At 67.8% G+C, this 25878-nt stretch carries 23 protein-coding genes and 2 pseudogenes; 13 read left to right on the top strand and 12 right to left on the bottom strand.

The features are described from left to right. Positions 1 to 315: 315 nt before the first annotated feature. Together ACFWFI_RS04355 and ACFWFI_RS04360 are read right to left on the bottom strand one after the other, a co-directional pair. On the bottom strand, positions 316 to 723 hold the full coding sequence (locus tag ACFWFI_RS04355) for a hypothetical protein (protein ID WP_387385298.1): 408 nt from the start codon (positions 721 to 723) through the stop codon (positions 316 to 318). Positions 724 to 1455: 732 nt separating this feature from the next. Further along, positions 1456 to 2988, bottom strand: a complete 1533-nt coding sequence (locus tag ACFWFI_RS04360) for a hypothetical protein (protein WP_387385300.1) — start codon at positions 2986 to 2988, stop codon at positions 1456 to 1458. A gap of 116 nt (positions 2989 to 3104) precedes the next feature. Here ACFWFI_RS04360 and ACFWFI_RS04365 point away from each other — a divergent pair, with 116 nt between their 5' ends. Together ACFWFI_RS04365 and ACFWFI_RS04370 are read left to right on the top strand one after the other, a co-directional pair. Then, positions 3105 to 4301 (top strand): sensor histidine kinase, encoded by a 1197-nt coding sequence (locus ACFWFI_RS04365; RefSeq protein ID WP_387385303.1) that lies wholly within the window; start codon positions 3105 to 3107, stop codon positions 4299 to 4301. Then, the gene (locus tag ACFWFI_RS04370) at positions 4298 to 4969 is read left to right on the top strand and encodes a response regulator transcription factor (protein WP_387385306.1); all 672 of its coding nucleotides are present in this window, start codon (positions 4298 to 4300) and stop codon (positions 4967 to 4969) included. The genes ACFWFI_RS04365 and ACFWFI_RS04370 overlap by 4 nt, the downstream gene beginning before the upstream one ends. 338 nt (positions 4970 to 5307) lie before the next feature. Here ACFWFI_RS04370 and ACFWFI_RS04375 read toward each other — a convergent pair whose 3' ends face one another. Then, entirely contained in the window at positions 5308 to 5988 is a 681-nt protein-coding gene (locus ACFWFI_RS04375) for an adenylate kinase (protein WP_387385308.1), read from the bottom strand. A gap of 319 nt (positions 5989 to 6307) precedes the next feature. Here ACFWFI_RS04375 and ACFWFI_RS04380 point away from each other — a divergent pair. Continuing rightward, positions 6308 to 6451: pseudogene (locus ACFWFI_RS04380) on the top strand (IS5/IS1182 family transposase); the annotation flags it as partial. On the opposite strand, the gene ACFWFI_RS04385 reads toward ACFWFI_RS04380, so the two are convergent. Then, positions 6432 to 6953 carry a GrpB family protein gene (locus ACFWFI_RS04385; RefSeq protein ID WP_387385310.1) on the bottom strand — a complete coding sequence of 174 codons (522 nt, stop codon included), beginning with the start codon at positions 6951 to 6953 and terminating at the stop codon, positions 6432 to 6434. The pseudogene ACFWFI_RS04380 and the gene ACFWFI_RS04385 overlap by 20 nt on opposite strands. Positions 6954 to 7486: 533 nt before the next feature. Here ACFWFI_RS04385 and ACFWFI_RS04390 point away from each other — a divergent pair. After that, positions 7487 to 8749, top strand: coding sequence for an MFS transporter (locus ACFWFI_RS04390; RefSeq protein ID WP_387385313.1), 1263 nt, complete (start codon positions 7487 to 7489; stop codon positions 8747 to 8749). A 268-nt stretch (positions 8750 to 9017) separates the two neighbouring features. Here ACFWFI_RS04390 and ACFWFI_RS04395 read toward each other — a convergent pair whose 3' ends face one another. From ACFWFI_RS04395 to ACFWFI_RS04405, 3 genes are all read right to left on the bottom strand, one after another. Next, positions 9018 to 9977, bottom strand: a complete 960-nt coding sequence (locus ACFWFI_RS04395) for a DUF1152 domain-containing protein (protein ID WP_387385315.1) — start codon at positions 9975 to 9977, stop codon at positions 9018 to 9020. A gap of 175 nt (positions 9978 to 10152) precedes the next feature. Beyond that, positions 10153 to 10857 carry a hypothetical protein gene (locus tag ACFWFI_RS04400; RefSeq protein ID WP_387385316.1) on the bottom strand — a complete coding sequence of 235 codons (705 nt, stop codon included), beginning with the start codon at positions 10855 to 10857 and terminating at the stop codon, positions 10153 to 10155. 239 nt (positions 10858 to 11096) lie between these two features. Then, on the bottom strand, positions 11097 to 11714 hold the full coding sequence (locus ACFWFI_RS04405) for a hypothetical protein (RefSeq protein ID WP_387385319.1): 618 nt from the start codon (positions 11712 to 11714) through the stop codon (positions 11097 to 11099). A 434-nt stretch (positions 11715 to 12148) separates the two neighbouring features. Between ACFWFI_RS04405 and ACFWFI_RS04410 the strand changes: the two genes are divergently transcribed. Then, positions 12149 to 12400 (top strand): hypothetical protein, encoded by a 252-nt coding sequence (locus tag ACFWFI_RS04410; protein ID WP_387385321.1) that lies wholly within the window; start codon positions 12149 to 12151, stop codon positions 12398 to 12400. 462 nt (positions 12401 to 12862) lie between these two features. Here the strand turns inward: ACFWFI_RS04410 and ACFWFI_RS04415 are convergent, their stop codons facing one another. After that, the gene (locus ACFWFI_RS04415; protein ID WP_387385324.1) at positions 12863 to 13468 is read right to left on the bottom strand and encodes a hypothetical protein; all 606 of its coding nucleotides are present in this window, start codon (positions 13466 to 13468) and stop codon (positions 12863 to 12865) included. 352 nt (positions 13469 to 13820) lie between these two features. Between ACFWFI_RS04415 and ACFWFI_RS04420 the strand changes: the two genes are divergently transcribed. The 3 genes from ACFWFI_RS04420 to ACFWFI_RS04430 are packed head-to-tail and all read left to right on the top strand — an operon-like array spanning position 13821 to position 16481. Further along, positions 13821 to 14822, top strand: a complete 1002-nt coding sequence (locus ACFWFI_RS04420; protein WP_387385326.1) for a glycosyltransferase family 2 protein — start codon at positions 13821 to 13823, stop codon at positions 14820 to 14822. Then, the gene (locus ACFWFI_RS04425; protein ID WP_387385328.1) at positions 14809 to 15219 is read left to right on the top strand and encodes a GtrA family protein; all 411 of its coding nucleotides are present in this window, start codon (positions 14809 to 14811) and stop codon (positions 15217 to 15219) included. Before ACFWFI_RS04420 ends, ACFWFI_RS04425 begins: the two co-directional genes overlap by 14 nt. Further along, on the top strand, positions 15216 to 16481 hold the full coding sequence (locus ACFWFI_RS04430) for an NAD(P)/FAD-dependent oxidoreductase (RefSeq protein ID WP_387385330.1): 1266 nt from the start codon (positions 15216 to 15218) through the stop codon (positions 16479 to 16481). The genes ACFWFI_RS04425 and ACFWFI_RS04430 overlap by 4 nt, the downstream gene beginning before the upstream one ends. Positions 16482 to 16549: 68 nt before the next feature. On the opposite strand, the gene ACFWFI_RS04435 is transcribed toward ACFWFI_RS04430, so the two are convergent. Continuing rightward, the gene (locus tag ACFWFI_RS04435) at positions 16550 to 18229 is read right to left on the bottom strand and encodes a hypothetical protein (RefSeq protein ID WP_387385332.1); all 1680 of its coding nucleotides are present in this window, start codon (positions 18227 to 18229) and stop codon (positions 16550 to 16552) included. An 881-nt stretch (positions 18230 to 19110) separates the two neighbouring features. Here ACFWFI_RS04435 and ACFWFI_RS04440 point away from each other — a divergent pair. After that, positions 19111 to 19674: a COG4315 family predicted lipoprotein gene (locus ACFWFI_RS04440; RefSeq protein ID WP_387385333.1), complete on the top strand. Its 564-nt coding sequence runs from the start codon at positions 19111 to 19113 to the stop codon at positions 19672 to 19674. Positions 19675 to 19800: 126 nt separating this feature from the next. Here the strand turns inward: ACFWFI_RS04440 and ACFWFI_RS04445 are convergent, their stop codons facing one another. Further along, positions 19801 to 20328, bottom strand: coding sequence for a DinB family protein (locus ACFWFI_RS04445; protein ID WP_387385335.1), 528 nt, complete (start codon positions 20326 to 20328; stop codon positions 19801 to 19803). Positions 20329 to 20965: 637 nt separating this feature from the next. On the opposite strand from ACFWFI_RS04445, the gene ACFWFI_RS04450 reads away from it, so the two are divergent. Together ACFWFI_RS04450 and ACFWFI_RS04455 are read left to right on the top strand one after the other, a co-directional pair. Beyond that, positions 20966 to 21235, top strand: coding sequence for a GlsB/YeaQ/YmgE family stress response membrane protein (locus tag ACFWFI_RS04450; RefSeq protein WP_387385338.1), 270 nt, complete (start codon positions 20966 to 20968; stop codon positions 21233 to 21235). 542 nt (positions 21236 to 21777) lie between these two features. Then, positions 21778 to 22713: an NADP-dependent oxidoreductase gene (locus tag ACFWFI_RS04455; protein WP_387385340.1), complete on the top strand. Its 936-nt coding sequence runs from the start codon at positions 21778 to 21780 to the stop codon at positions 22711 to 22713. Here ACFWFI_RS04455 and ACFWFI_RS04460 read toward each other — a convergent pair. Continuing rightward, positions 22703 to 22972: a hypothetical protein gene (locus tag ACFWFI_RS04460; RefSeq protein WP_387385400.1), complete on the bottom strand. Its 270-nt coding sequence runs from the start codon at positions 22970 to 22972 to the stop codon at positions 22703 to 22705. The two genes, ACFWFI_RS04455 and ACFWFI_RS04460, sit on opposite strands and share 11 nt — an antisense overlap. Here ACFWFI_RS04460 and ACFWFI_RS04465 point away from each other — a divergent pair. Further along, positions 22913 to 23609, top strand: a pseudogene (locus tag ACFWFI_RS04465) (DSD1 family PLP-dependent enzyme); the annotation flags it as partial. The gene ACFWFI_RS04460 and the pseudogene ACFWFI_RS04465 sit on opposite strands and share 60 nt — an antisense overlap. Before the next feature lie 54 nt (positions 23610 to 23663). Continuing rightward, positions 23664 to 24632, top strand: coding sequence for a threo-3-hydroxy-L-aspartate ammonia-lyase (locus tag ACFWFI_RS04470; protein WP_387385343.1), 969 nt, complete (start codon positions 23664 to 23666; stop codon positions 24630 to 24632). A 252-nt stretch (positions 24633 to 24884) separates the two neighbouring features. Here the strand turns inward: ACFWFI_RS04470 and ACFWFI_RS04475 are convergent, their stop codons facing one another. Continuing rightward, a complete protein-coding gene (locus ACFWFI_RS04475; RefSeq protein WP_387385345.1) occupies positions 24885 to 25625 on the bottom strand; it encodes a phosphotransferase family protein in 741 nt (246 codons plus the stop codon). Positions 25626 to 25878: the final 253 nt, after the last annotated feature.

Below are 25878 nucleotides of genomic sequence, written 5' to 3' on the forward strand. Positions count from 1 at the left end.
CGGCGGCGGCTTTGCGGAGTCGCATGGTCTCCTCGCGCTGGGCGGTGAGGCGGGCCAGAGCATGCGTGCGGAGGTCCGTGCGTATGAAGGTGATGCGGGCTTCGGTGTTGCAGAGGGCATCGCCGCTTCGATGAGGGTGAAGCGGTCCACGAGGGACAGGCGCCGACGGCGCTGCAATGTGGGTGAGCGGGGTGGGGTGGCCGAGGGCAGGGCAAGCCGGTGTAGCTGTCAGACCCCGGTGGGTGAGGCGACGGTGACAATCCGAGCGCTACAGCCGCGTGACAGGCGCGCCCGGCAGCGGCCACACCCTTTCGCTCAGGGTTTTTGCCGCGTCTTCTGCCGTGCGCGCTCTTCGGACTCCTGCATCTCGAGGATCCGGAAGACATGAGCGCTTGCCCGTTTACGTGCGCTCCCGCTGGTGAACAGCGCCGCGCCCGCGATGGCGGGTGGCACAGCGAGGAATCCGAGCGCGAGCAATTCCGGCCAGTCACGCTCGGCGCTGCACAGCTTGCCCGCGCCTTGGCTGTACGAGGTGCTCTCGCTGTCGTAGAACACGGGTGCGTCGCAAGCGATCTCGTCCTGGTAGTCGTGCACGCTGAACGGCATCAGCAGCAGGTAGCCCAGCCAGAGGAACAGGGCTGCTGAGACTGCCATCAGGCCGACACCCCAACTCTGTTGCCGCCCGGCCCAGCGGTCGAATTCCTGTCGGGCTGTCCATTGCATGCGAAATCCCCCCGCTAGTTGTCCGGCTCGCTTGCATTACCGAAGATCGTACGTGCGTTGCACGCGGCCCCGACGGCAGTCCCTGATCCCCGGAGAGGGTAACCCTGCCAACTGTCCTCACTTCCGCGGCTCTTGCTTCGGCGTGATCGTGCTCAGCGGGGGCGGTCTGGATCAAGGCCCCGCCAGCTCCCCGCGACGGCATCAACCCCTCAAGAAGAGAATCCGCTCATCGTCCAGTCGTGTGTCCTTTCCGGCCGGATGAGCCGTCATTCATCCGTCGAGGGCCTCGGTCATGGTGTCGAGGTCGGCCAGGAGGGCCGTCAGTCGCCGTCCGGGGTGCTTTCGAGCATGCGTTCCTCGATGGCGTAGACGGCAGCGTCCTACCGGCCCCCGGCTGAACGATTCCGACTGCGCGTGGCCGCCGGCCTGGCCCAGGCCGGCGTCGCCCACGCCTTGAGTGTGCGCGCACCGAGCATCACCGCCTGGGAAGCCGGCCGCGCCGAACCCAAGGGCGAGCGCCCGAAGGAATGCCGCGGAAGAACGGCTGGACGCTCGCGGAGGAAGCCGGGCACACCGGTCCTGACCGCATTCACCGGTTGCCGAACCGGATCGAGTTCGAAGGTGGCCATGGCCAAGGAGCTGGTCCACCGGGCGACCAGCGACAAGATCACCGTTCTTGAGAGTGGTGCGGTGTCATCGGCAGGAGGTCGCGGGCTCCTGCGCCGTCATGGGTCATCTCCAATCGACGGGCTGCCCGTCCTGCTCATCGCTGCGCGGCAGGCGGCTCAGAGCAAGACCTAGGACGATCACCGTGTACGCACACAGCACTGCGACCCCGGCCCACCACGGAAGCGGAAAATATCCTGCGGAGGGCGCATAGTGGGCGATGACCTGCGGATATTCGGTGAGGGTCTGCTGGGTGGCGAAGCCGGCGGCCGGAGTGACACGCAGCAGCCACTGGGACAGGCCGTCGGGCAGTAGCGGGACGGCAGTCACGGCGTACGGGACCGCGATCGCCGACACGGCGACGAGGATCGCCAGCCAGGTGCGCCGAAGCATGGCGCCGAGGCTGAGGGCCAGTACGGCCGCGAGGGCGAGCACCGCGGCAATACCGACGACGACCCGTACCCCTGTGAGCGTGGACACCTCGATGACGGGCATCCCGTTCGCCTTCAGGATCGCCAGACCGACCGGGATAAGGATGCCCACGGTGAGGAGACCGGTCAGGAACGTGACGGCTCCGATGACGGTCGCCTTCGCCGCGAGTACCTGGCGGGTGACCGGTGCGCCGCCCGTGGGTTCGCGGCGGTACTCGGCTGTTGCGAACCGCACCGCGACCACGAGCATGATGAGCAGTGCGAGGGTCAGACCGGTGAGGGTGCGCTCCACGGGACGGCTGCCCTCCGTCCCTGTCGGCCCGATGTCGCCGGTGCCGGTGACGGTGATCGTGCCGTTCGTCTCGACCACCCCCTCGGACGCCTTGTGGTACTTCTCCCAGTCGGTGTGGTTCATATCGCCGACGGCCCTGCTGCTCCAGCCCCGAGCGTCGTCTGTGCCTTTCAGGCTGACGTGGTCGAAAACGCCGCCGGCCTGTGTGAAACGCGTTTCCTCGGTGGTGCCGCCGAAGCCGGTTGGCCGCAGAGTCAAGTCGCCCGGGGAGGTGGCGAACAGGCCGACCTGTACGGTCGTGGGCAGCCCGGAGAGTTCCGCCGTGCCGACCTTCGACCACTGCTTGCCGTCGGCGGACTCGTAGCCGGTGATGTTGTCGCCCGACCGCGTCAGCCGAAGCCACCGCGGCGACTTTGCCGAGACCCCACCCGCGTGGCCGGCGATGTCATGGCGGTAGTCGTACTGCATCCGCACGCCGTGGCTGCCGGTGAGCATCAGAGCCGCGTAGGGCGACCCCTGACGGACACCGTCCTTGACGATGATCCCGGCCTTCGCCCAGGGCACCAGCCCCGACACGATCTGATCATGGTCAGGCGGCGGGTAGGTGATGGTGCCGGTCATGGACGTCATGCGAACGGTGATGCTGCCGTTCTCACCCAGATCCCGGTGCACGAAGTAGAACTGGTCGCTGACGAGGGAGCCGTCCGGTCCTGTCGGATCGGTCGGGCACGAGCCCTCGCAGGACGCATGGTTGCCGACCGCGTAGAGCAAACCGAGGGCGAGGACGACCAGAGCCGCGGCCGCCATCGCGATCAGCCGGCCCGGACGCCGGAATTTGGTCCACTCCTGACGGAGCAGTTCGTTGGTTGTGAGCATGGTCCGGTTCTACGGATTCGCACATAACGTCGTCCGAACGGCTGCTGTCATGTCGTTGTTAGGTGTGGCAGGGCATCCTGAGTTCGACCAAACCTGACCTGACAGGGAGAGCAACCATGGGCAAGCTGCGGCAGGGGACCGTCGGACGGCGGTTCACGATCTTGTATGCCGTGGTGTTTCTCGTGTCCGGAATGGGACTGCTCGCCCTGACCTACCTGCTGTCCGGCAGCGAGGAGGCCCGCGTCGCTCCCGGACAGCCCCCGCCCGGCCCGTCCGGCCTCGCCGCGGCCGAGCAGCACATCCGCGACCTGGAGGCGCAGCTCTCGGACGTGCATGCGCAGCAGTCCCGACAATTGCTGGTCGGCTCGCTGATCGCGCTGGTGGTGATGGCGGTCGTCTCCCTGCTGCTCGGCCGGGCCCTCGCCGGCCGCGTTCTGCGCCCGCTGCGGCTGATTACCGCGGCGACGCGGCGGATCTCCGCGGAGAATCTGCATCAGCGGCTAGCTGTGGCGGGGCCCGCCGACGAGGTCAAGGAGCTCGCCGACACGATCGACAGTCTTCTGGAACGCCTTGAGGCCTCATTCGCCGCGCAGCGCCGGTTCGTCGGCAACGCGTCACACGAGCTGCGCACGCCACTGGCGACCATGCGGGCGTCGCTGGACGTGGCCGTCGCCAAGCCTGAGCCCGCTGCGCCGACCGTGGCACTCGCCGATCGCTTGCGGACCGAGCTCGACCGGGTAGATCACCTGTTGGACGGCTTTCTCGTCCTTGCCAGGGCACAGAACGGCGCCCTGGCTGACCGGGCTGTTGTGTCGCTCGGCGAGCTGACCGGGGAGGCGCTGACCGCTCGGGCCGCCGACATCGCTGCGAAGAGCCTGACCGTCGACGACGAGGTGCGACCGAAGTCCTGGACGCGTGGCAGCCCGGCACTGTTGTCGCGGCTGGTAGGCAATGTGATCGACAACGCGATCGTGCACAACGTGGAGGGCGGCTGGATCCGGATCGCTGTCGATCACGTCGACGCCGAGGTGCGTCTCGTCGTCGAGACCGGCGGGCGCGTCCTCGACCAGGACCGGGTAGACCTGCTGGGGCAGCCGTTCGAGCGGCTCGGCGCCGACAGGACCGGGTCGGAGGAGAGTTCCGGCCTGGGGTTGTCGATCGTCGCAGCGATCGCTGCCGCGCACGGCGGCAGCCTCGCGCTCAGAGCCCGGCCGGAGGGCGGGCTGCGGGTCACGGCCGCGTTGCCGTCGGCGGCCGATGCGGAAGTCGGCCAGTTCGAAAGGGTCGGCCAGTTCCGAGGGATGACGCCATGAGGGTGCTGGTTGTCGAGGACGCGCGCTCGCTCGCCGAGGTTGTCGCCGAGGGGCTGCGGGACCAGGGGATGGCCGTCGACGTCGCGCACGACGGGCTGGCTGCCGCAGCCAAGCTCGACGTCAATTCATACGACGTGGTGGTCCTCGACCGTGACCTGCCCGGCATCCACGGCGACACGCTCTGCCAGATGATCACCGAGCGGGACGATCGCGCGATGGTGCTGATGCTGACCGCGGCAGGGTCGCCCGGCGACCGGGTCAGCGGTCTCACTCTCGGCGCCGACGACTACCTCGCCAAGCCCTTCCACTTCCCGGAGCTGATCCTGCGCATCCTTTCCCTGTCCCGCCGCAGGCCCGCGGCCCGGGCCCGCACGCTGTGCGTCGCCGGCCTCCAACTCGACCCGGTACGCCGGACCGCCTTCCGCGACGGCTGTTCGATGGACCTGTCTGTCAAGGAGTTCGCCGTTCTGGAGGCGCTGCTGCGGGCAAGTCCGGGCTTTCTGAGCGCAGAGGAACTCCTGGAACAGGTGTGGGACGAGAACGCCGACCCGTTCACCAATACAGTGACCGTCACCATCGGACGGTTGCGCCGCAAACTGGGCAGCCCGCCGATCATCACGACGACGCCCGGGGTGGGTTACCGCATCGGCAAGGCCTCGACCAGCTGACGAAGCTCTGATCAGCCAGGACTACGGTCATTCGCTGCACCTTGGCCATCAACCCATGGATTCAAGATCATCCCGATGCCGGCAATGAGTCGATTCGGGAGAGGCGGCGCCGGTCAACGCCGTCCACGGTGCAGAATTCATCCGGCAATCGAACCAGGGACCTCGTCGCACACAATTCCGTGTACTCGCCGCTCTTTTGCCGTTGCAGGAGGGTGCTGCTCTTTTCGGGACCCAGCAAATGGTGAGTACCTGAAGGTGGCCACGGACGCCGTGGTCGTCCGTATGGAAATCGTGGACACGAGGCTTTCCCACCTCATGTCGGCTTCCCAGCCGACGGGTCAACAGCTCGACGTGTCGGAGGTATCGACTTGTCCCCGGCCGATCGCTATCAGCGCGCGGTCCAGGACCTCCTGGACGTGGCCGAGGGCCGAGATCGTGGTCACCAGACCCTGGGCCTGGTAGTGGTCGACGACCGGCGCCGTCTCACTGCGGTAGACCTCCAGCCGCTTACGAACAGTTGCCTCGCGGTCGTCATCGCGCTGGTACAGCTCACCGCCGCAGGCGTCGCAGGCTCCTGCTACTTCAGGCGGGCTGTGGTCGACGTGGAAGATGTGTTCGCGGTCCTGACGGCACAGCCGTCGTCCAGCGATCCGGCTGACCACCTCGGCCTCGGGAAGCTCCAGGTCGAGCACGGCATCCAGCCTCGACTCCGAGTGGGCCAGGATGCCGTCCAGCGCCTCGGCCTGGGCAAGGTTGCGGGGGAAGCCGTCCAGCAGGAATCCGCGCTCGGCGTCCGGGCGGGCAAGGCGCTCTTTGATCACCCCGATCGTGACCTCGTCCGGCACCAGAAGCCCGGCGCGTATGTGCGTGTGAGCGTTCTGCCCGAGCTCGGTGCCCTGGTCGATGTGCTCGCGGAACAGGTCACCGGTGGAGATGTGCTGGATCGTCAGATGCGCGGCAAGGCGCCTTGCCTGTGTGCCCTTGCCGGCTCCGGGCGGCCCGATCAGGAGGATGCGCATCGATGAGGTGTCCCTTCGTCATGCGTGGCCGGGGTCGATCCCAGGATTCGAAGTAGCTGGGCGTCATGACTGCGTAGAAGCCCTTTATGTATTCCAGCAGATGATAGGCACCGTGACGTCGTTTCGCCCGGGTGCCCAGGTATCTCCGTGGCGTGCCCTGGGATGCCGAAGAGGTGCGGGCGCTTGCCGGCCCGGTGCGCGAGCGCAGGGGGCAAAGGGAGGTCCGCACTTACAGGGCGGAGGCCGGCGTCGGGCGGGTGACTGTGAGGTGCTTGCCGCAATCGTGTTCGTGGCTACCTCGGGCTGCACGCTGGAAGCCCTCGTGCGCGGCATCCCGCCCATCCGCCTCCGCCGCGGACCGCGACGCAGTCGACCGGGCACACTGCACGGTGACAAGGGATACGACTACGACCACCTGCGGCGATGGCTTCGCTCTCGTGGCATCACGTCTCGGATCGCCCGGCCTGACGGGCTGCGGCCATGATCTCGGTGATAGTGCGTGCCTTGAGAGCGGAGTAGGCGAGCAGAGTGGAGGCTTGGTCCGCTGCTTCACGCTTGGTACGGGCATACCGTCGTGCCAGATCCGGACGGGAAATGAGGAAGTTTCGGAAGAGAATGTTGTCTTTCCACAGTTGCCCATCGCGTTCCATGACGTGGACATTGGCGGGCGGCTCGGAGCGCCTCCTGAGGTACTCGCGTCCCGGCACACCGGCGGGGCCGAGATGCTCGAATCCCAGACGCTGGATGTCTTCGACGACAGCCGGGATGTGCGCGGAAGCACAGCCCACCTGCACATCGATGACTGGCTTTGCGTCCAGCCCAGGCACGGACGTGGAGCCGATGTGTTCGACATCAGCGGAGGCCCACACCAGCTGACGAGAGATGTCACGGACGAGCGCATGGCCCGTCTCTGCCCAGGCCGGGTCATAGGCCACCACGTGGATGGGCTCATCGAGATCCACCATGGCGCCAGACTAACGACAGCTGGCCCGCGAGTCGGGTGCGCCAGCAGACGACTCACTCAACCATCAGGAACGACGTCTTAGGAGGAGCCCACCGAAGACATGAAATGCCGCGCCGACCAAGGCGCTTGCTCCTCGGTCACCACCGGGCGCAGACGACCGCCCGGCCTGGAGAGGAAGCCGCTGAAAACGCTCAGCGTGCCCACTCCAACCGGACAGCAGGCGCGGTGAGTTGAGCGGGACCCCGGTCGCCTGGTCTGGCGAAGCTCTGGTGGACGACTTCACGACCAAGACCCTCGTTCGGCCAGCGCTTCGTCATGATTGTCCACCCGTCCGCGATCGGCCTGTCCAGTTCGCACCTGCGCAGCGTGCCCCGAGAGCTGGCCGATCACCGCCGTCAGGTCGGCATGGATCACCTGGATGCCGAGCAACGAAGTGCCCCATCCTGGACCTTGAAGGGAACGGAGGTGGGGTCGTGGGCGGGCCGGCATCTTCGCACCGCTGACGGCGTGTGCGGCCGCTGCTAGCCTGCGCCCATGATCAAGGGAAGATCGCCCGGCCGAATAGCTCACATGGCGGGGGGCAACAGGTCAGAGCGTGTATTGATCCTGGCGAGCTTCGTGAACCGGGTCGGCAATGGGCTCTTCAACACGGCGTCGGCGCTCTACTTCACCTTGGTCGTGGGTCTACCGGCAGTGCAGGTGGGTGCCGCCCTCACTGTCGCCGGCTTGATCGGCCTGCTCGCGGGGATACCGGGAGGGCACCTGGCCGATCGACGTGGGCCGCGCACGATCATGATGCTCGCTCTGACGGTTCAAGCAGTGTCGATGTGCGCTCTCGTCCTTGTCGAGAGCTGGGCTGCCCTCACGGTCATCGCTACCGTTGACCGGCTTGCCGCGGCCGCCGGCGGCGCAGCCTGGGGAGCCCTCGTGGTCCGGGTCGGTACTGACCGCCCGGCGTCGTTCAGGGCGAAGCTTCGTACCTACGTCAATCTGGGCGTCGTCCTGGGAACCGTGGGTGCCGGATTTGCGGTCACGGCGAATACTCGTACTGCCTACACGGTGCTGATTCTCGGCAACGCGGCCAGCTTTGCACTGTGCGCCCTCCTCCTGCTCGTGCTCCCCAACTACAGGGCAGTGGCGTCACCGTCGCAGCAGCGCCGCTGGATCGCTCTCACCGACCGGCCGTTCGTGACCTTCGCAGCCCTCTACGGTGCGATGGGGCTGCAATACCCTGCGGTGTCCCTGCTTCTGCCGATCTGGATCTCAGAGCACACAGACGCACCGCGCTGGACGGTGGCCGCGGTATCCGCGATCAATGCCGGAGTCTGCGTCCTGTTGCAGACCAGAATCGGATCCCGCATCGAAACCCCTCGCGATGGCGGTAAAGCGTTCCGCACGGCAGGACTGCTCTTCCTCCTCAGCTGTCCGATGATGGCCCTGAGCGCGCACGCTCCCGTGTGGGCGGCCGCCGGCCTCGTGGTCGCAGCGATCTTCGTCCACAGCCTCGGGGAGATATGGGAGTCCTCGGCCGGCTTCGCCCTTGGCTTCGGCCTGGCACCGGACCACGCCCAAGGCCAGTACCAAGGGCTTCTCGGACTTGGCTTCAGCGCAGGCCAGGCGCTGGCCCCAGCCATCCTCACCACCGTCGTGCTCGGACTGGGCACGGCCGGCTGGCTGCTCCTCGGCGTGTTCTTCGCCGCCGTGGGCGCCGTCGGCCCATCGCTTGAGCGCTGGGGCACGCGGACCCGAGCTGCAGTTGCGGGACCCGGCGGAGAACCGGACGAGGCGCACGCGTAGCCGCACCCTGGGTGCTGGCGCATGTGTGCCTCCGCGGCCTGCCCGACGTCGTCCGACTGCCCGAGCCCCCGGCATCACGCCCCCATACCGACGAAGGGCTGGGCGCTCACGTAGGGCGAGCCTCTGGGCAGCCGCCCCGGCTGTTGCCGGCGAATCGGGCCCATCGAGTGGCGGCGCCCGGATGGATACTGCTGAATGTTCGCAGACTGGGCCGCCGTTCCCGGCCGACGCAGCGATATCACCGGGCAGGGCGCAGCCGGTCCGGTCACTAGTGGGGGAAGCGACGGGGTGGGCGAGTCACTATGGAATCGCGGAACTCAGCGATGCGCGAGTGGACTTGACGCATCAGATGGGTGTCCTCGATCCGATCCAGGTAGAGACAGCGGGCCGCCAGGCCCGGGAGGTCGAAGGCGAAGTACAGGGACATCAGCGGGTTCACGAACAACTCGCTGCCCCGGGTGCGATCAGTGAACCGGACATCGCCGAACGAGCCGCGCACGGCTGCCGCGATCGAACCGTTCACGATGCTGGGGTGCTGCGGGGTGTGCTGCTGAGCGTGCGTAACCGCGTCAAGGTAGAGAGCGCCCTCGCGGGTGGCGCGCGGTATCGAGAACGCACCGAGGTACGCGCCGTCGCGCTCCAGCGCGGCGATATTCTCCAGTACCTGTGTGTGATTGACGCCGTGGTACGCGTCCACACCGAAACCGACAGATACGACGAGACGGGTCGGTACACCGTCCAGCGCGGCCAGCGCCGCCACGCTGGCCAGGTCCTCCTCCGGAGTGCCGAGCCCGGCTTCGTCACCGCGCATCAGAATGTCCGTGCCGCCGTCGACCAGCACCACTGCGTCGACTCGGTGCAGCTCGATCAGTGCCTGGTAGGCGGCGCGCAGCGGACGCACCCCGGTCTGGGGGAAGGCGTACACGGTGAATGGGTAGTCGTTCCGGCGCAGCCACTGGGCAAGGGTCCGCTCCGGGAAGTAGCTCTGGTGCAAAGCGGAGTCGGGAGTGACGGCGGCCAGGTCGGGGGCGACCCAGTCATCGATCGGGAGACCTTCGAGTGCGCTGAAGGAGAGGTTCGCGAGATACACCTGCTTGCCCTGGTGCAGGAGGCTGAGAGCCAACGGCAGGCCGGAGTAGATGTCGAAGCCACCGCCGGCGCCCGCGACGAGGATCCGTTCGGCATCGGCGAGCCGGGTGAAGAGCGGGTTGGAGTGGAGGGACGTCATACCGGCCATTGTCCGGGACCGGTGCCCCTGGCGGTCCCGATTTCTGCTGATCGGCAGTGGCCGCTCCTCGGCCTGGTGAGCCTGCAGCAGGTGTGCAACGGGTACTGACATTCGGTGCGGCGGCCATGACTGTGCCCCGGACAATGCCGGCCCGGGGCACAGGGTACGGCGAAGATCAGTAGTTGCCGTTGGACAGGAGCTCGCCGTCCTTGTCGTAGATGGTGACCAGGCCGTTCTCCGAGTCCTTCCAATCGGCGAATGCGGACGCGAGGAGCTTACCGTCGCCCTGGTGCGGGCCCATCAGGCCGCCGGCGTAGTCGGTGTAGACGTCCGCGGTGTCGAAGATGTCGTTCTCCTCCTCGGCGCCCTGCACCTTGATGATGTGCTCGGCGGCGGCCTTCTCTGCGGGGGTGCCGTTCTCGTTGATGAAGGCCTTGAACTTGTCGGCCTGCGTCAGCTCCTTCTCCGGGGCGGGCTTCGGGGCCGGCTTTTTCGTCTCCTTTTCTTCCGCCGGTGCGGCGGGCTTGGTGCTGTTCTTCTCGGCGGGCTTCGCGTCCGCAGTCTTGCTGGCGGTGGTCGACACCGTGTCGGACGAGGTGTTGCTGGGCGCAGGGTCGCCCACGGCGATCCCGATGATGATGAGGACGAAGAAGAACGCGAAGACGCTGCCAAGGACGGTCAGGACGGTGTGGCGGGCGAACCACGATCTCTGCGGCGGGACGGGGCCGCCGGGGTAGCTGCCCGGTGCGCCCGTGTACAGCTGCTGCGGGTGGCCAGGGTAGGTGTGGCCGGGCTGCTGCTCCCCCTGGTACTGGGGCGGGCCCTGGTAGAAGCCCTGAGGCTGCTGCGGCTGGTTCGGGTTGTACGGGGGCTGAGTCACGGTGAGGGGCTCCTTGAAAGGCAGGGCAGATGCGCTTGTGAACGGCGTCGACGAGCTCCCCACCGGTTTCCGGGGGTGCTGATCTCGGGGAGCCGGGTGGTGACGGTGAACCGCTCGAGGGCCAGCTCCGACGGTTCGGCCCGGTCGTCCGGGAACGACTTGACGGAGCTGCACTGGTTGATGCCGCGGATGAAGGTGGAGGCGCTCAACACGCGATTTCGCGGGGGGTCATGCTGGGCTCAGTCGCCCAGGGAGCCGGCGAAGGAGCCGGACTTCGCTTCCTCGGCGGAAAGCTGAATCTTCCCGCGGTGGCTGATCTCGACCTGGTAGAAGTCCTCGTCGGCCGGCACGTCCTCGACGGACACGTCGTAGGTGCACGACCCGGCGGCCTCGTCGAACTCCGACAAGGCCAGGAAGCTCGTGGCGATGACTGCTCCGGCGGCGTCGTACACGGTGACGGACGTGCCGAGCTCGATGTCGTCGTACCCGTCGGCCCCTTCGCAGCCGCCGATGCCGTCGCTGATGGCTGCCTCGGTGAGGGTGAATTCGCCTTCGAGGGTGAACGTGCCGTCAGGGGTGGTGTTGATGATGTCGGCGGGCAGCCCGGTCGCAGCGTGGTCGCTGCTGTCGCCGCCTGTGGCGGTGGTGTACCAGGCGCCGCCGACGATCGCTGCACCAGCTGTCGCGCCGATGAGGAGGGTGACGAGGGTGCGCCGCCAACTCGGCTTCCCGGATGCCTTCGCAGGGGCCTGGGCGGGGAAGGGGGCGGGCGGCCCGGCCGGCAGCGGAGGCGTCGCGGCACTGTCCGGCGTGGGCTGCTGCTCGTCGCCGGCAGGGGTGGGCTGGGTGTCAGTCATGGGCTACCTGTCGCGAGGGTCTGCCGGGCGGTGGGGTCGCGACGGCGATGTGGTTAATTTGTGTGACACCTGTGAAGGTCGGATGGTTGCAACCGGTGGGGAATATTCCGAAAGCGTCACGTTGCCCGCTCGAAACCCGGCCGCTCACGCCTTCGTGAGGACGTGAGTCAGCCCGAGGAACAACCCGGGGAATCCGAGCACGCCCACGCGTCGATCGAACTGGTCGGGTGTCAGTGCTGCAGCGGCGTACAGGCAGATGGCGAGGCGCCGCTCAGGTTCGACTTGCGAGAAGGTCGACCCCGAGCCTGTAGGGATGCTCCCAACGCCGAGCGGTGGAACCAGAGATGACCGGTGGTCGGTCTCGTGCGCGCGGGGTGCTCCGCTGGACCGGGAAGTGTTGGTCGCAGCCCTTAGGGTGCCGCTCAGGGGGCGAGATGATGAAGAAGAGTAGCTGGGGCCACCCGCGTTGGAATCTGACGATCGTGGTGCCGCTTTTGATCTTTGTGATCGTCGAGGACGACGTAATCACGCGATGTCTGGCAGCTGTGGCGCTCACGCTGGCGGCTGTCCGCTATGGGCACGAGTCGGCCAAGCGGACCAGTGTCAAAGCCGCCTTGCCCCTGACGTCAGCACCTGACAACAAGGCGTGCGAACCTCGGCGGCCGATCCCGAACGTAGACGACTGATCATTACGCTCCGGCGGCTGGTCTGCCGGCATCGAGACGTCACCTGGCAAGGCTGCTGCTCTGCGAGCCTGCGAGATGGTCCGGCCGCAGAAGCCGGAGCCGTAAAGGCCGCCGGGTCGGCCCCGGGCGTGCGGGGATGCTCCGCAAAGCGACGGTGGGGCCAGCCGTTCACCGCAGGTCGACCCCGCCCCCACCGATCCGGGTGACGCCCCCGCCAGTTGGTGCCCCTGCTTGGGCGGCCAGTCGGTGTGAGGCCCACGCGAACGACCGGGGCGGCGGCGACGCTGTCCGTCGCAGTGGCTCGCACGAACCGTCAGAAGCCCGACGAGGATCCGGCCGAGTGGCTGCGCCGGCACCGGAAGCGCAGTGCCGGTACGTGGGGGAGTGGGTGGTAACCCAAGCTGCGCCGGCAGCTGTCCGTGGACGCAGGGGAGCGTCTCCACTCGCCATCTGATTGCGCCCTCAATGAGCAGACGGGTTCTCTTCCTGAAGGCCGGCTGCCCTTGGTGCCGCGATGGACGGCGGCCCGGGTATGCGGGCCACAGGAGTCAGTCCGGCCATGAGGAGCAATGCGCCGATCGGCAGCAGGTCGAGGTTGGCCGAGAACAGAAGGAAGCCCCCGAGTACGAGCAGGGGACTCCAGGCGGGCAGCAGACGCGGTTTCGCGGCCACCAGCATGACCAGCAAGGTGAGCCAGCCCAACTGGAACGCAAGTGGGCCGATCATCTCCAGCGGTTCAGGCAACGGTGCTGCGCTGTCCAGGTCTGCGAACAGATCACCGAGAATCACCCAGAGGAAGCAGGCGACGCCGAACAGGGTGACTGCTGCGGTCACGTTCGCGAGGAGCCGCCTGCGCACGGTGGTGGTGGGGACGAGTTTCCGCAGCCTGACCGTCACCACGCCGAAGAGTACGAAGCCGATGAAGAACAGAGTGTGTCCGAGGTTCCAGGCGATCCCAGGTCCATGCTCCCCGTCCAACCCGTCGACGAGTCGCAGCAGGCCGTACAGCACCAGCAGGAGCGGAGCGATGAGGGCGGTGCTCTTCACGCCCACGAGTTTGGAGGTCATACCGGCAGACTCACAGGCCGCTTGCCTCCGGTATATCGGGGGCGGCCCCCACCGAACCCGGGAATGTGTCCCGTAGGGGCCGTGTGTCGCCGGGGGATGCGGGTGCCGAAGTCCTGACCCCTGGTTGAAGGCCGACCGGCGAATCTTCACGGTCGTCAGGCCGCCGGGCGACGGAGGAGCGGTCGGGGCCGGGGGATACGACACGCACCGCGAACGGCACGCCGGGCCAGGCCCCGGGGCACCTTCCGCCCCGGTTGTCGATTGTCTTGAAGGGTTGATTGGCCAACTGGGCACCCTTGCGGGGACATTGGACGTTTTCCTTGCGTTCAGAGCGCCTCCATAGCTTTGCCGGATGCTCGATACCCCTCCGGCTGTCCGGCGTTCCGCGCCGACATCCACGCACGCCCACGACGGGCCGCCGCTCATTTCGTACGTGCTACCGGTCTTCAACGAGAGGGACGGAATCCGGTCGTTCCACCAGGAGTTGCTGGCAGCCATCTCTGAACGACCCGAGTACGCGTACGAACTGGTGTACGTCAACGATGGATCCCTGGACGGCACCATGGCCGTTCTCAAGGACCTGGTGAAGAGCGACCGCCGGGTGCGCGTCGTGGATTTCGCCCGCAACTTCGGTCACCAGATGGCCATCACCGCCGGGCTGGACGAAGCGCACGGTGACGCGGTCGTGGTCATGGACACGGACCTCCAGGATCCGCCAGCAGTCAGTCTGGAACTCATCGACGCCTGGGTGGACGGGGCGGAGATCGTGCACGCGCGCAGGCGGACCCGCCGGGACGGCGTCATCAAGCGGGCCACCGCACACGCCTACTACCGGGTTCTGCGCGCCTGCGCCGAAGTGGATATCCCTCTGGACACCGGTGATTTCAGGCTGATGGACCGGCGAGTGGCGGACGAGTTGAGGCGCTTCCGCGAGCGCAGCCGCTTCGTGCGGGGAATCGTGGCCTCGATGGGTTTCACCCAGACCGAGATCTGCTTCGACCGCGACGAACGCTTCGCCGGGGAGACGAAGTACCCCCTGCGGAAGATGGCCCGGCTGGCCATCGACGGGGTCACCGGCTTCTCGACGGTCCCGCTGAAACTGATCACCCGTCTCGGATTCATGGTCCTCGGCCTGTCCTTCGCGGGCATCGTGTACGCGGTGGGCATGAAGGTCCTCCGGCCCGACATCACCGTCTCCGGGTGGACGCTGATGATGGTCGTGGTCCTCTTCATGGGCGGGACCCAGATGCTGTCGCTGGGGGTACTGGGCAGCTACATAGGACGGACCTACGCCGAGGCGCAGAACCGCCCGCTGTACATCGTGCGGCAGGTCATCCGGCATGACGGCGACTGATCCGGGACAGCGGCTGCGGGACCGTGGGGACGTACGCCAGCTGATCAGCTACGCACTGGTCGGCGGCAGCGGCGTACTGCTCGACCTGCTCGCCTTCCTGGCACTGTTCAACTGGTTCGGGGTCCACGAGCAGGTGGCCAACGCCCTCAGCACCACTCTCGGCATCACCAACAACTTCCTTCTCAACGCCCGGTTCACCTTCCACCGGCGCGACCGGCTGCTCGGCCGCTTCCTGCGCTTCTACGCGGTCGGCCTGACCGGTACGGCCCTGACGTTCGCGCTGCTGTGGATCTTCGCGGGCCGACTGGGGGCCGACCCGAACCTGGTCAAATGCGCCTCGCTGCCCTTCGTGCTCGCGATGCAGTTCGTGCTCAACAGAAAGTGGAGCTTCGCATGAATCTCGGCATCATCGGCGCCGGAGCGACCGGCCTCACCGCTGCCTACGACGCGGTGAAGGCGGGGCACGACGTGACCGTCCTGGAAGCCGCGGACGAGCTGGGCGGGCTCGCGGCCTCGATCGAGGTGGGCGGCACTCCGCTGGAACGCTATTACCACCACATCTTCCGCAGCGACCGGGCCGTGATCGAGCTGATCGAGGAACTGGGCCTCGGCGACGACCTGCGCTTCCACAGACCCACCACCGGGATCTTCCGGGAGGGGCGGCTGCACCCGTTCAGCACGCCGTGGGAGATGCTCCGCTTTCCCGCCTTCTCGCCGCTGGACGCGGTCCGCTTCGCCGCGTCCTCCGCCGCGCTGAAGGTGGTACGCGACGGAGAGCGGTTCAATGACGGCACCGCTCTGGCCTGGCTGCGCCGCTGGGCCGGCCATGGGGCGACCCGCAGCGTGTGGGAGCCCCTGCTGCGGGGCAAGTTCGGTGACCGCGCGGACGAGATCTCGATGGCCTGGCTGTGGGCCCGGGTCCACAGCCGCACTTTCGAACTGGGTTATGTGCACGGCGGCTTCCAAAGGGTGTACGCGGCGCTCGCCGACGCGGTCGCGACGGGCGGCGGGAAGGTCGAGTTCGGCAAGCGGCTGGCGTCCATCCGCCAGCCCGAAACGGATCATGTCACCGTCACCACCGAGGACGGCTCCTCCTACTCCTTCGACCAGTTGATCGTCACGACGCCGCAGCCGGTTTTCGCGGAGGCAGCGGGGCTGCCCGAGGACAGCACGGTGTGGCGAAATCAGTATCTCGGCGCCACCTGCTTCGTGCTGGAGCTCGACCGCAGCGTCATCCCGTACTACTGGCTCAATGTCAACGACACCGAATTCCCCTTCCTGGCCGTCGTGGAGCACACCCGCATGGTCGACCGGTCGGAGTACGGCGGGAAGCACATCGTCTACGTCGGGAACTACGTACCGCGTGACGACTGGCGCTTCACCACGGACCCGGCGGAGCTGCTGGATGCCTACCTCCCCTGGCTGCGGCGGGTCAACCCGGACTTCGACCGCTCGTGGATCACCGGCTGGCGCTTCTCCCGCGCGCCGTTCGCGCAGCCCGTCGTCACCCCCGGCTACCGCAACCTGATCCCTGCCCACTCGACGCCGATGAGCCGGGTCACACTGGCCACCATGGCGCAGATCTACCCGCACGACCGGGGGCAGAACTTCGCGGTGGCCATGGCCCACCGGGTCACCAAGATGATCGGGGCCTGCTGACCCAGCCCACCCCAACGCGCGTATCACGGCGTCCCCCGCCCGCCACCGGGCGAGGGACGCCTTCGTCGTCACCGCAGCCGGCACACCACCAGTGCCTCCCGAGGCCCGTCGGGGCAGTCGTAGAGCCTCTCCACCCTGGCGGCGACGCTCCGGTCGATCTGCCCGAGCGGGAACCACGACCGCTGCAGCACGGCGTACCGGGGAGGGTCCTCCTCCAGGCAACGGGCGTTCTCGACGTGCGAGTCGAGGGATCGGACGTCGGGCAGGTAGCGGACCCGCTGCAGGAAGGTCGGGATGGGGTAGCGGCAGGGCGAGGCGTGGCCGACGAAGTACGCCTCGTCCCCGAAGGCGAGGTACTGCACCAGCGCGCCATCGGGGAGTTGCCTCCGCACTTCGGCGGCCCTCTGGGCCTTGGCCTCACCGGTCCGCAGGTACGCGGCGTTGGTGACCTGGACCTTCCCCCGGTTCATCTGGTGCGGCGCACCAGGCCAGACCGTCACCGCCAGCAGGCACGTCCCCATCAGTACGGCCAGGGCTGCCGGGACCCGGGGGGCCCGTTCCGCGGCCCGCACATCGAGCACCACCGCCCCCAGACACGCCAGCGCGGTGACCCAGACGACGGCCGGCCGCTGCAGCTCCGGGGGCGCCTCCGAGACGAACATGCCCCCCACCGCCAGCAGCACGCTCAGCACCGCGAAGCAGAACGGCGGACGCCCGTACCTCGCGGACCAGCGGGCCACCGCCAGGCCCCACAGCGCGGCGCCGCCCACCGGTAGGGCAGCCGCGTGGTACGCGAACCAGTTGCCCTGAACCACCACCGCGCCGAGGCCCACGGCGAGCAGTAGCGCCAGGAGTGCGGACCACTCCGCCCGCCGTCGCCGCTCCCGCTCCTGTACCAGCAGCAGCGCGAACGCCGCCGGGAGAAGGACCAGTACCGGACTCAGTGATGCGCGGTCCGCCACGAAGTCCAGGGACCGGTCGAACAGTGCTTCCGGGTGGATGCCCTGGCGCGAGAGCGCCCCCTGGTTGATCTGCGGCATGTCGCGGATCCACTGCCACTCGTGTGACCCCTGCCAGAGACTGAAAGCGAGCAGGACCGTCCCTGATACCGCGGTCGCCGCCCCCAGCAGGGCCGCGCGTCGCCGGTCGGCGGCGAAGACCACGAGGAGTGCCATGACGGCGGTGGCTGCGGTGGAGTACTTCATCATCACCGCGAGGCCGAGCGGCAGCGCCGCGAGGGCCGCCGCCGGCAGCGGCCGCTCGACGGCGAGTACCGCGGCGACGGCGAGCACGGCGAGCACCACAGCCGTCCATTCGGGCTGCAGGAAGTCGGTCCGAGGGGCGAAGGCGAGCGCCAGGGCGACCATGACAGCGGTCACGGTCGCCTCCCGCGCCGGCAGCCTCCGGAGCAGGGCCGCCCGCAGAGCCATGCCGCAGGCGGCGCACAGCGTCACACCTGCCAGCCGGAGAAGCGCCTCGCGCACCGCGATCGGCCCCACGGTCAGCTGGTCCAGCCCGTAGAGGAACCAGCGGTAGAAGTAGGGCCGGTGGGTGAACACCTCCGAAGGCGAAATGCCGACGGCCTCACCGCTCCGCAGACACGCCAGCACGTACCGGATGTCGCCGTGAAGTCGCACCGACACGACGGAGTACGCGAGCAGGGCGGAGACAAGGAGGCCGGCGAGAACACGCCACCAGTGCCGAGCGCGGGGAGATGCGCCGACAGGGGATATGAGCGAGTGGGTCACACGCCGGGACGTTAACAGCACCCAAGGGGGCCAAAACGCTGTTGAACCGGTGTTCTTCTGAACTTCGGCAGAGAACCGGTTTTCATTTGCCGCACAGTCGGCCCACGGCTCCCGAGGGGGTGTGAGACGGCAGTCGAAGCCGCTTCCCGAAGAGTGCACTCACGAAGGAGGCGGTCCGACGACGTCGGGAGGCGTCACCGTCAGGGCCACAGTGAGCGAGCGTGTCGTGAGCGTCCGCCGGGGTGCGGCGGCGTCTTGACGTCGACCACGGTCACCACGGCGATTTGAGCGAACGGCACCGTGCCACGCCCAGGGGATATCCGCATACCCCCACGACCGGCCACCCAGTCAGGGCGCATCTCATGCAGAGCGCGATCAGTTGTGCCAGAAAGCCCGGTGGCTGCCGGCCTGCTGCCGTGGCTTCCGGAGCGGGGTGGGGGGCGGAAGCCACAGCGGGCCGGTGCTGTCCGCCGGCCGGGCCGGGCGCGCAGCCGTTGTCACCCTCCCGCCACGGGGAGGGGCAGGGGTGCGGACGCGCGCAACACCGACGTGTGCATCACTGCACCGGCCCCGGGCAGCCCTTCTACTCGCTACAGACGAGGACAGGTTTCGCGGCTCCTGGGATAGCCGTGTCACGGCACTGCTCTGGGAAGCCGCAGGGGACTGCGCCAGAGCGAATGGCTGGCGCAAGTCACTCTCACCTTCCCGTCCCGGGCGGTGGTGCCGGCCCCGATGCCGGCGCGATCAGTTCCGGCTGTCTCTTTCGGCTACGCGTCGGGGGGCAGCACCGGACGGCCCCGCCCAGGTGGCCGGCCCCCGGCGCCTGCTGTCCACTGGAGCTTGCGGCCCCGCTCGGGTGGCCGATGATCAAGGAGTCCCCGATGAGACGCCGCACCAGGACAGCCGCAACGCTGGCATCCGCACTGCTGATCGCGACCGCGGCAGCCGGCTGTTCCGACAACGGGCCCGACAGTGGCAGCGCCAGTGGGACGGACACGGGCGTCCAGCACACCGGCCGTCAGGCCGATGTGCCCGCCGCCCCCTCCAAGTCCCCGGCGGCCACCGTATCCGTCACGAACGGCACGTACGGCAAGTCGCTCGTGGACGAGAAGGGCATGACGCTCTACGTGTTCGACAAGGACACCAAGAACAAGTCCCACTGCACGGACACCTGTGCCAAGGCATGGCCGCCGCTGCTCGACGCGACAGCACCGACCGCGGGCAGCGGAGTCAAGTCGAATCTGCTGAAGACCACGACCCGCAGCGACGGCAAGAAGCAGGTGACCTACAACGGCCACCCGCTGTACCGGTTCGATGAGGACGAGAAGGCCGGCGACACCAACGGGCAGGCCGTCGACGCGTTCGGCGCCAAGTGGTACGTCATCAGCCCCGAGGGGAAGCAGATCACCACCACGCCGACGAACAACACCGGCAACGGTTACTGATCCCGGCCGACGTCCCACGAACGCTCGTGCTCTGACCGGGAACGTTCACCGGGTTGGTGAGTGGGCGCCCATGACGGTGTGGCCCGATCCAGGTGAAGAACGTGGTCTGTTCCGGCCGGTGCCGCACTACTCGCCGGTGACACCGTCGGCGAGTTCGCGGACCACGTCGAGCTGGCCGACGTGCCGGGTGTACTCCTGCAACATGTGGAACAGGATCCAGATCAGAGCTGGGTGGTGGTCAGGGGGGTTGAAGCCGCCACCGGTGCGCGCGGGTTGCTGCAGTTCGGCGCCTGCCACGATCTTGCGGGATCGTGCGCACTCGTCCAGGAAGAAGGCTCGGATCTCTTCTGTCGATTCCTCGGGTCCGACCTGCCATTTTCGTGTGTCAGGGTCTTCATCGCCCCAGATGGGATCCACTTGTTCGGCAGCGAACCCCCAGCGGAACCATCGCCGTTCCACGAACGCGAGATGCTTGAGCAGGGCGAGCGGGGCCCAGCCGGACGGGAGCCTGCTGCTGCGCAGGTCCTCCTCGGACATGCCGTCGAGCTTGCGCAGCAGCGCGGCACGGTAGTAGTCGAGGTAGGCGAGCACCAGCTCGCGGGGGTCGGTCAAGTTGTCTGGCGGCTCTACCGCGGGCTCAGGAAAGGCAGTCATGCGCCGGACGGTAGCGTCGGCGGCCTCTGCGGACCACCCGATATCGCCGAGACAGCAGGCCTCCTACGCGGCCGCGATCTTCACCAGGTTGTCTCAGGCAGCCTAGGGGAGGGGACGTCCCTTCAGCAGATGCCCTTCTGGCTGCGGATGCGGGCGTGCTCGCGGCGTTGGCCACAGCGGGCGACCCGTACGACATTACCGGCGCGGTCTTCCTGGCCCAGCGCCCCCGGGCGGCGGCGACAACCGTTGTAGGCCTGGCCTATTCCTCGAGCGCGAGCAGGTCCGTAGGTAGCCGCCGAGGGACGGGCGGCGAGAGCCGAGCCGATCAGCGCGGCCGTTTGGGCCCCGAGGCAGGCACCGTCTGCTCGTCCGACGCGGCGAATCCTCGATCAGCGGCTCGACCAACCTCGGCGCATGCGTCCGCAGCAGGGTGATCAGCCGCCGGTGACCAGCCTTGCGGATCTGGATCGGGATCCGAACCGTTTCAGCAGCGTGGGGACGGGCCGGGCGTGCAACGGTGGCAGAGCCCCCGTTCCAGCGCGGAGACGATGAGCAGGCCCAGTGCGGTTTGAAAGCACCGGCTCGGTAAAGACGGTTCCTTGACACAGTCTTTATGCGACCAGGTAGGAGAGGCATCATGGGCATCATTGCTTGGATCATCATCGGGTTGCTTGCGGGCCTCATCGCGAAGGCCCTGATGCCGGGCAAGGACCCGGGCGGCATCATCATCACGATGCTCATCGGCATCGCGGGTGGTCTGCTTGGCGGCTGGCTCGGCAAGGTCATCTTCGGCATCGACTCCATCGACGGCTTCTTCGACCTCTCCACCTGGATCGCCGCCATCGTCGGCTCGCTCATCCTCCTCGCCCTGTACCGGGTCATTGCCGGAAACCGCCGCCACGCCTGATCCGACCGCACATCGCCGCGAAACGGCTCCGCCCTGCCAGGGCGGAGCCGTTCCATCGACGGCATGCCAGAGCTGCCGGCCATCGTGGTCGCTTCAGCCCCTCGGTCGTCGGCGACCTGGAACTCGATCATGACAGCGTGCGGCTGCCGGAGGATAACGGGATCAGTGTCGTCGTCTGCGGCGCACCCCAGCCGGCGCCGCCGAGGACGGTCCGAAGCTGCTTGCCGGTCGGTCCGCCACCGCGGCCCGGAGCAGGACGCCGGCACCCCCACCACGACCGGGATGAGCGCTCGACGCCCCCAGCAGAGGGCTGTCCGGCCCCGCCTTGGGCCCCTGCCATCACTCCTCACAGCGCAGGCTCCCACCCGGTGACCGGTCGCGGTTGCATGGATGAACGGCCGTACGCGTGGCTGCATCGGGACCGTGTGCTGTTATGCACGGCGTCGGATGAGGCACAGATATGCACAAGCACCGCACGCCTACGGCCGCGTCATAAGCAGCGTACGCAGACGTGCGCCCGAGATCTGTAGGAGTGGACCTTCATGAAGGCTGTAGGGCTGACGGAGTTCGGCGGACCCGAGGTGCTGCGGGTTTTGGACCTGCCGGCCCCCGAAGCCGGCCCCGGCGAGATCCGGATCCGCGTACATGCGGCCGCGGTCAACCCCATCGACACCATGGTCCGCCGCGGGATCGCCTTCGTCTCCGACGCCGCACCACCCTACGTCCCCGGCATGGACGCAGCCGGAGTGGTCGACCAGATCGGCGACGGCGTCGACATCGACCTCAGGGTGGGCGAGCACGTCATGGCCGTCGCGGTCGTGTCCGGCACGCACGGTGCCTACGCAGAGCACCTGGTCGTCCCCGCCGAGTCGGTCGTCCGCGTCCCGGAAGGCATGAACGATGTCGAAGCCGCCACGCTCCCGATGAACTGCCTGGCAGCCCGCTTGGCCCTGGACCTGCTCGAGCTCTCACCCGGCGCCACCGTGGCGGTCACCGGCGCGGCGGGCGTGCTCGGGGGCTCCGTGGTCCAGCTGGCCAAGGCCGACGGCTACCGGGTGATCGCCGACGCGGCCCCGAACGACGAACAGCTCGTGAAGGACCTGGGAGCCGACATCGTGCTGCTCCGCGGCGAGGAGTACCCCGACCGGGTGCGTACCCGGGTTCCGGAGGGGGCGGACGGACTTGTCGACACCGCGGGCATCCTCGATCTCGCCATCCGCGCGGTTCGTGACGGCGGCCGGGCAGTCACCTCCCGCGCCGGGGCGGAGGGATCCGGTGAACGCGGAATCGTCACCCACTCGACGTTTGTGCCGCGCTACGCACGCGAGCACGCCAAGCTGGATCACATCCGACAGCTGGCCGAGGACGGTCGGGTCCTGGCACGAGTCGCGAAGACGCTGCCGCCCGAACAAGCCACGGATGCCCACCGGCTGCTGGAGGCGGGCGGCCTGCGTGGACGGATCGTGCTCACCTTTTGAGCCGAAGCTGGGAGAGGACTTCAACGTCGTCGCCCGCCGCCGCGCCGACCGTCCGCGGATACGCCGTGGCGATCGGCGGGTTCGGACGAACCGCGGCACTGGAATCATTCACTTTGAGTTGCCGGTGTGGTGGCACGCGCTCGCGGCTCGTCGGAGTTCGCGACCGGGCTGGAAGCAACCGCTCTGCAGCTGCTGCACGCTCGTCGACATCGGCCGCATCCTGCACGAAGTCGGACGCCTCGACGGGGTCCTGGCCCATGTGGGCGAGTTCGTACTTCGCCTACACCCCCGAAGACCAGCGGCTGGCAGCCATGAACGAACGCGACACCGCCGTCGCAGCCGCCGAAAGGCTGCGCGCCGCCCAACTGCCCATCACGACCGTGAGCGTCGGCTCGACTCCCGCCGCCCACGCTGCCGAAGACCTAACCGGTGTCACCGAAAACCCCGCGCCGGAAACTACATTTTCTTCGACCTCGTCATGGCCGGCCTCGGGGTCCGTCACGTCGACGACCTCGCCCTGTCGGTCGTCGTCACTGTCATCGGGCACCGCCCTGAGCAAGGCTGGATCATCACCGACGGCGGCTGGATGGCCATGTCGCGCGACCGCGGCACCGCCAACCAGACCCAGGACCGGGGCTACGGACTCGTCCTCGATCCGGCCGGGCCCGATCCCGAACCCGGTCATGAGCGCCGCCAGCCAGGAACACGGCACGCTCACCGCCCGCGACGGCGCCCTCTTACCCGATCTGCCTGTCGGCACCTGCCTGCGCATCCTCCCCAACCACGCCTGCGCGACCGCGGCCCGGCACGGCGGCTACCACGTCATCGACAGCGCCCGGGCCACGCACTCCGCACCCGCCAACCAGGTCAACCGAGCATGTATCACCGGCTGGTGACCAGCCGACAAGAACGCCCGCACCCGCCTCACCCGACCCACACAAGGACACTCCATGACCGCCGCTCTGCCCGTGACCTTCGACGACGTCCGCGCAGCCGCCGCACGCCTCAAGGGCATCGCCCACGCCACCCCCGTCCTGACCTCCCGCACCCTCAACGCCTACGTCGGCGCTGAAGTGTTCATCAAATGCGAAAACTTCCAGCGCGTCGGCGCCTTCAAATTCCGCGGCGCCTACAACGCCGCCGCGCAACTGTCCCCCGAACAACTCAGCAAAGGCATCGCCGCCTACTCCTCCGGCAACCACGCCCAGGCCACCGCACTGGCCGCCCGCGAACTGGGCACCAGCGCCGTCATCCTGATGCCCGAGGACGCCCCTCAGTCGAAGAAGGACGCCACCGCCGGATACGGTGCGGAGATCGTCACCTACGACCGCTACACCCAGGACCGCACCGCACTCGGTGAGGCGCTCGCCGCCGAACGCGGCCTCGCGCTCATCCCTCCCTACGACCACCCTCACGTCATCGCAGGCCAGGGCACCGCAGCCCTCGAATTTCTCGAGGAAGTGGGGGAACTCGACGCCCTCATCGCACCCGTCGGCGGCGGAGGCCTCATGGCCGGCACCGCCATCACCGCCAAGGCCCTGCATCCAGGCATCCGCGTTGTCGGTGTCGAACCCGACAACGGCGACGACACCAAACGCTCCCTCGAAGCCGGGGAACGCATCACCATCCCGGTGCCACGGACACTCGCCGACGGCCAGGCCCTGCCAACCCCCGGCGAGATCACCTTCGCCATCAACCAGCAGCTCGTCGACCACATCGCCCTCGTCAGCGACGACGAAATCCGAGCCGCCATGCGCTTCGCCTTCGAACGTCTCAAGATCGTCCTCGAACCCAGTGGCGCAACCGCCCTGGCCGCGCTCCTCGCCGGACACATCGACAACTACCCCCGGCGGATCGGCATCATCGCCTCCGGAGGAAACATCAACACCCAGCGATTCACCGAGATCATCAACGGCTGACCCGAGCACCCGGGAGCAGGGCCTTGCCGTCCCTGCCAACGGGTTGACGCATCCACCCACTTGCCGGCCCGACACCGGCCTCGGCCTCCACTGAGCCGGCGTGCGGGACCGATGCAGGCGGGCCGGCAGCGCACAGGTCCATGTGCGGGCTCGCGGGCGGTGGACGAGGGCAAGTGGGCCTCGGCCCTCCGGAGCGAGGCCCTGACCCGCAATTTCCTGCGGGCGCCGCAACAGAGCCGACATCGATCTTGGTCAGCGTAGAGCGTTCATGAAGACAGCGCGATTGATGGCTGTGTGGTCGTGTTCACGCCGGGACCAGTCGATTCTTGCGAGGATCTGCTCGCTGTCAGCTACGCGTGGCTCCGGGGTGTCGAGTTGCTGGTGCCACCAGAGGGCGTTGCGGTTCTGGCGGTCCAGGATGGCGTCGACGAGGTTGCCGCGCTCGGAGGTCTCCAACCCATACGAATCGGCGAGAACTCGTACCTGGTCTGCCTGTGCGCTGGGAGGTGGGGCTTGAGACCTGGATGAGATGCACCAGGTCCAGGCCATGTATCCAAGATCTTCCAGAGGGTCGCCGGGGGCTGCGGTGTCGAAGTCGATGAAGGCCATCGGGTGATCCTGCTGGAAGACGACGTTGTTCGGGCCAGGGTCGTGATGGCAGACGACCGGAGAGGTTCCGGTAAGGCGACTGCTCCGCGTGGCCTCATGCAACGAGCGCAGAAGAGCGCCGGCAGCCGCAACCTGATCGTCTTTCCAGAGTTGGAATCTGGCTGGCACTCGGCCGGGCACGTAGGTGAAAGTGTCGCGGCCTGTGCTGTCGAGTCCGAGATACCTTGGCGCGCCCGTGAACCCGCGTTGTTGCAGGTGATTCAGCAATTCGGCGACGAAGGATGATCCAGCTGTGACGGGTCGGCGCACGGTGTCGTCAACGCGTACGACCCCCGGAGTGATCCGGCCGCCAGACAGTGGCACTTCGCCCTCTCTTGTGTTCATGGCACCAGCTTCTCGCCCCCCCCCCGACCGCTCCAACGGCATTTGCCTGAGCGCGCGTTCACGCAGCGGGAAGTACGCGTTCCCGGAGGAGCTGGAAGCCAGGCTCTCCCGAACATGCGGAGTTTGGGCACCGCGATTGGGTTGATGTGCCAGTGCTGCCCGCCGCTCCACGGCCGCTTCGGCGACGAGAGGCCGCCGTCACGATGATGGTTCGCGGTCTCGCCGACCCCCGGATGAGGATCAAGATCGAGGT

It is taken from the genome of Streptomyces sp. NPDC060209, from assembly GCF_042728155.1.
Taxonomy (GTDB): domain Bacteria; phylum Actinomycetota; class Actinomycetes; order Streptomycetales; family Streptomycetaceae; genus Streptomyces.

Coding starts and splice junctions, on each gene's coding strand:
- ACFWFI_RS04365 (WP_387385303.1), top strand. CDS start 3,105: ATGGGCAAGCTGCGGCAGGGGACCGTCGGACGGCGGTTCACGATCTTG.
- ACFWFI_RS04460 (WP_387385400.1), bottom strand. CDS start 22,972: ATGGGCCAGGACCCCGTCGAGGCGTCCGACTTCGTGCAGGATGCGGCC.
- ACFWFI_RS04430 (WP_387385330.1), top strand. CDS start 15,216: ATGAATCTCGGCATCATCGGCGCCGGAGCGACCGGCCTCACCGCTGCC.
- ACFWFI_RS04440 (WP_387385333.1), top strand. CDS start 19,111: ATGAGACGCCGCACCAGGACAGCCGCAACGCTGGCATCCGCACTGCTG.
- ACFWFI_RS04420 (WP_387385326.1), top strand. CDS start 13,821: ATGCTCGATACCCCTCCGGCTGTCCGGCGTTCCGCGCCGACATCCACG.
- ACFWFI_RS04415 (WP_387385324.1), bottom strand. CDS start 13,468: ATGACCTCCAAACTCGTGGGCGTGAAGAGCACCGCCCTCATCGCTCCG.
- ACFWFI_RS04375 (WP_387385308.1), bottom strand. CDS start 5,988: ATGCGCATCCTCCTGATCGGGCCGCCCGGAGCCGGCAAGGGCACACAG.
- ACFWFI_RS04445 (WP_387385335.1), bottom strand. CDS start 20,328: ATGACTGCCTTTCCTGAGCCCGCGGTAGAGCCGCCAGACAACTTGACC.
- ACFWFI_RS04410 (WP_387385321.1), top strand. CDS start 12,149: ATGATGAAGAAGAGTAGCTGGGGCCACCCGCGTTGGAATCTGACGATC.
- ACFWFI_RS04370 (WP_387385306.1), top strand. CDS start 4,298: ATGAGGGTGCTGGTTGTCGAGGACGCGCGCTCGCTCGCCGAGGTTGTC.
- ACFWFI_RS04455 (WP_387385340.1), top strand. CDS start 21,778: ATGAAGGCTGTAGGGCTGACGGAGTTCGGCGGACCCGAGGTGCTGCGG.
- ACFWFI_RS04355 (WP_387385298.1), bottom strand. CDS start 723: ATGCAATGGACAGCCCGACAGGAATTCGACCGCTGGGCCGGGCGGCAA.
- ACFWFI_RS04405 (WP_387385319.1), bottom strand. CDS start 11,714: ATGACTGACACCCAGCCCACCCCTGCCGGCGACGAGCAGCAGCCCACG.
- ACFWFI_RS04425 (WP_387385328.1), top strand. CDS start 14,809: ATGACGGCGACTGATCCGGGACAGCGGCTGCGGGACCGTGGGGACGTA.
- ACFWFI_RS04475 (WP_387385345.1), bottom strand. CDS start 25,625: ATGAACACAAGAGAGGGCGAAGTGCCACTGTCTGGCGGCCGGATCACT.
- ACFWFI_RS04470 (WP_387385343.1), top strand. CDS start 23,664: ATGACCGCCGCTCTGCCCGTGACCTTCGACGACGTCCGCGCAGCCGCC.
- ACFWFI_RS04395 (WP_387385315.1), bottom strand. CDS start 9,977: ATGACGTCCCTCCACTCCAACCCGCTCTTCACCCGGCTCGCCGATGCC.
- ACFWFI_RS04450 (WP_387385338.1), top strand. CDS start 20,966: ATGGGCATCATTGCTTGGATCATCATCGGGTTGCTTGCGGGCCTCATC.
- ACFWFI_RS04360 (WP_387385300.1), bottom strand. CDS start 2,988: ATGCTCACAACCAACGAACTGCTCCGTCAGGAGTGGACCAAATTCCGG.
- ACFWFI_RS04385 (WP_387385310.1), bottom strand. CDS start 6,953: ATGGTGGATCTCGATGAGCCCATCCACGTGGTGGCCTATGACCCGGCC.
- ACFWFI_RS04390 (WP_387385313.1), top strand. CDS start 7,487: ATGATCAAGGGAAGATCGCCCGGCCGAATAGCTCACATGGCGGGGGGC.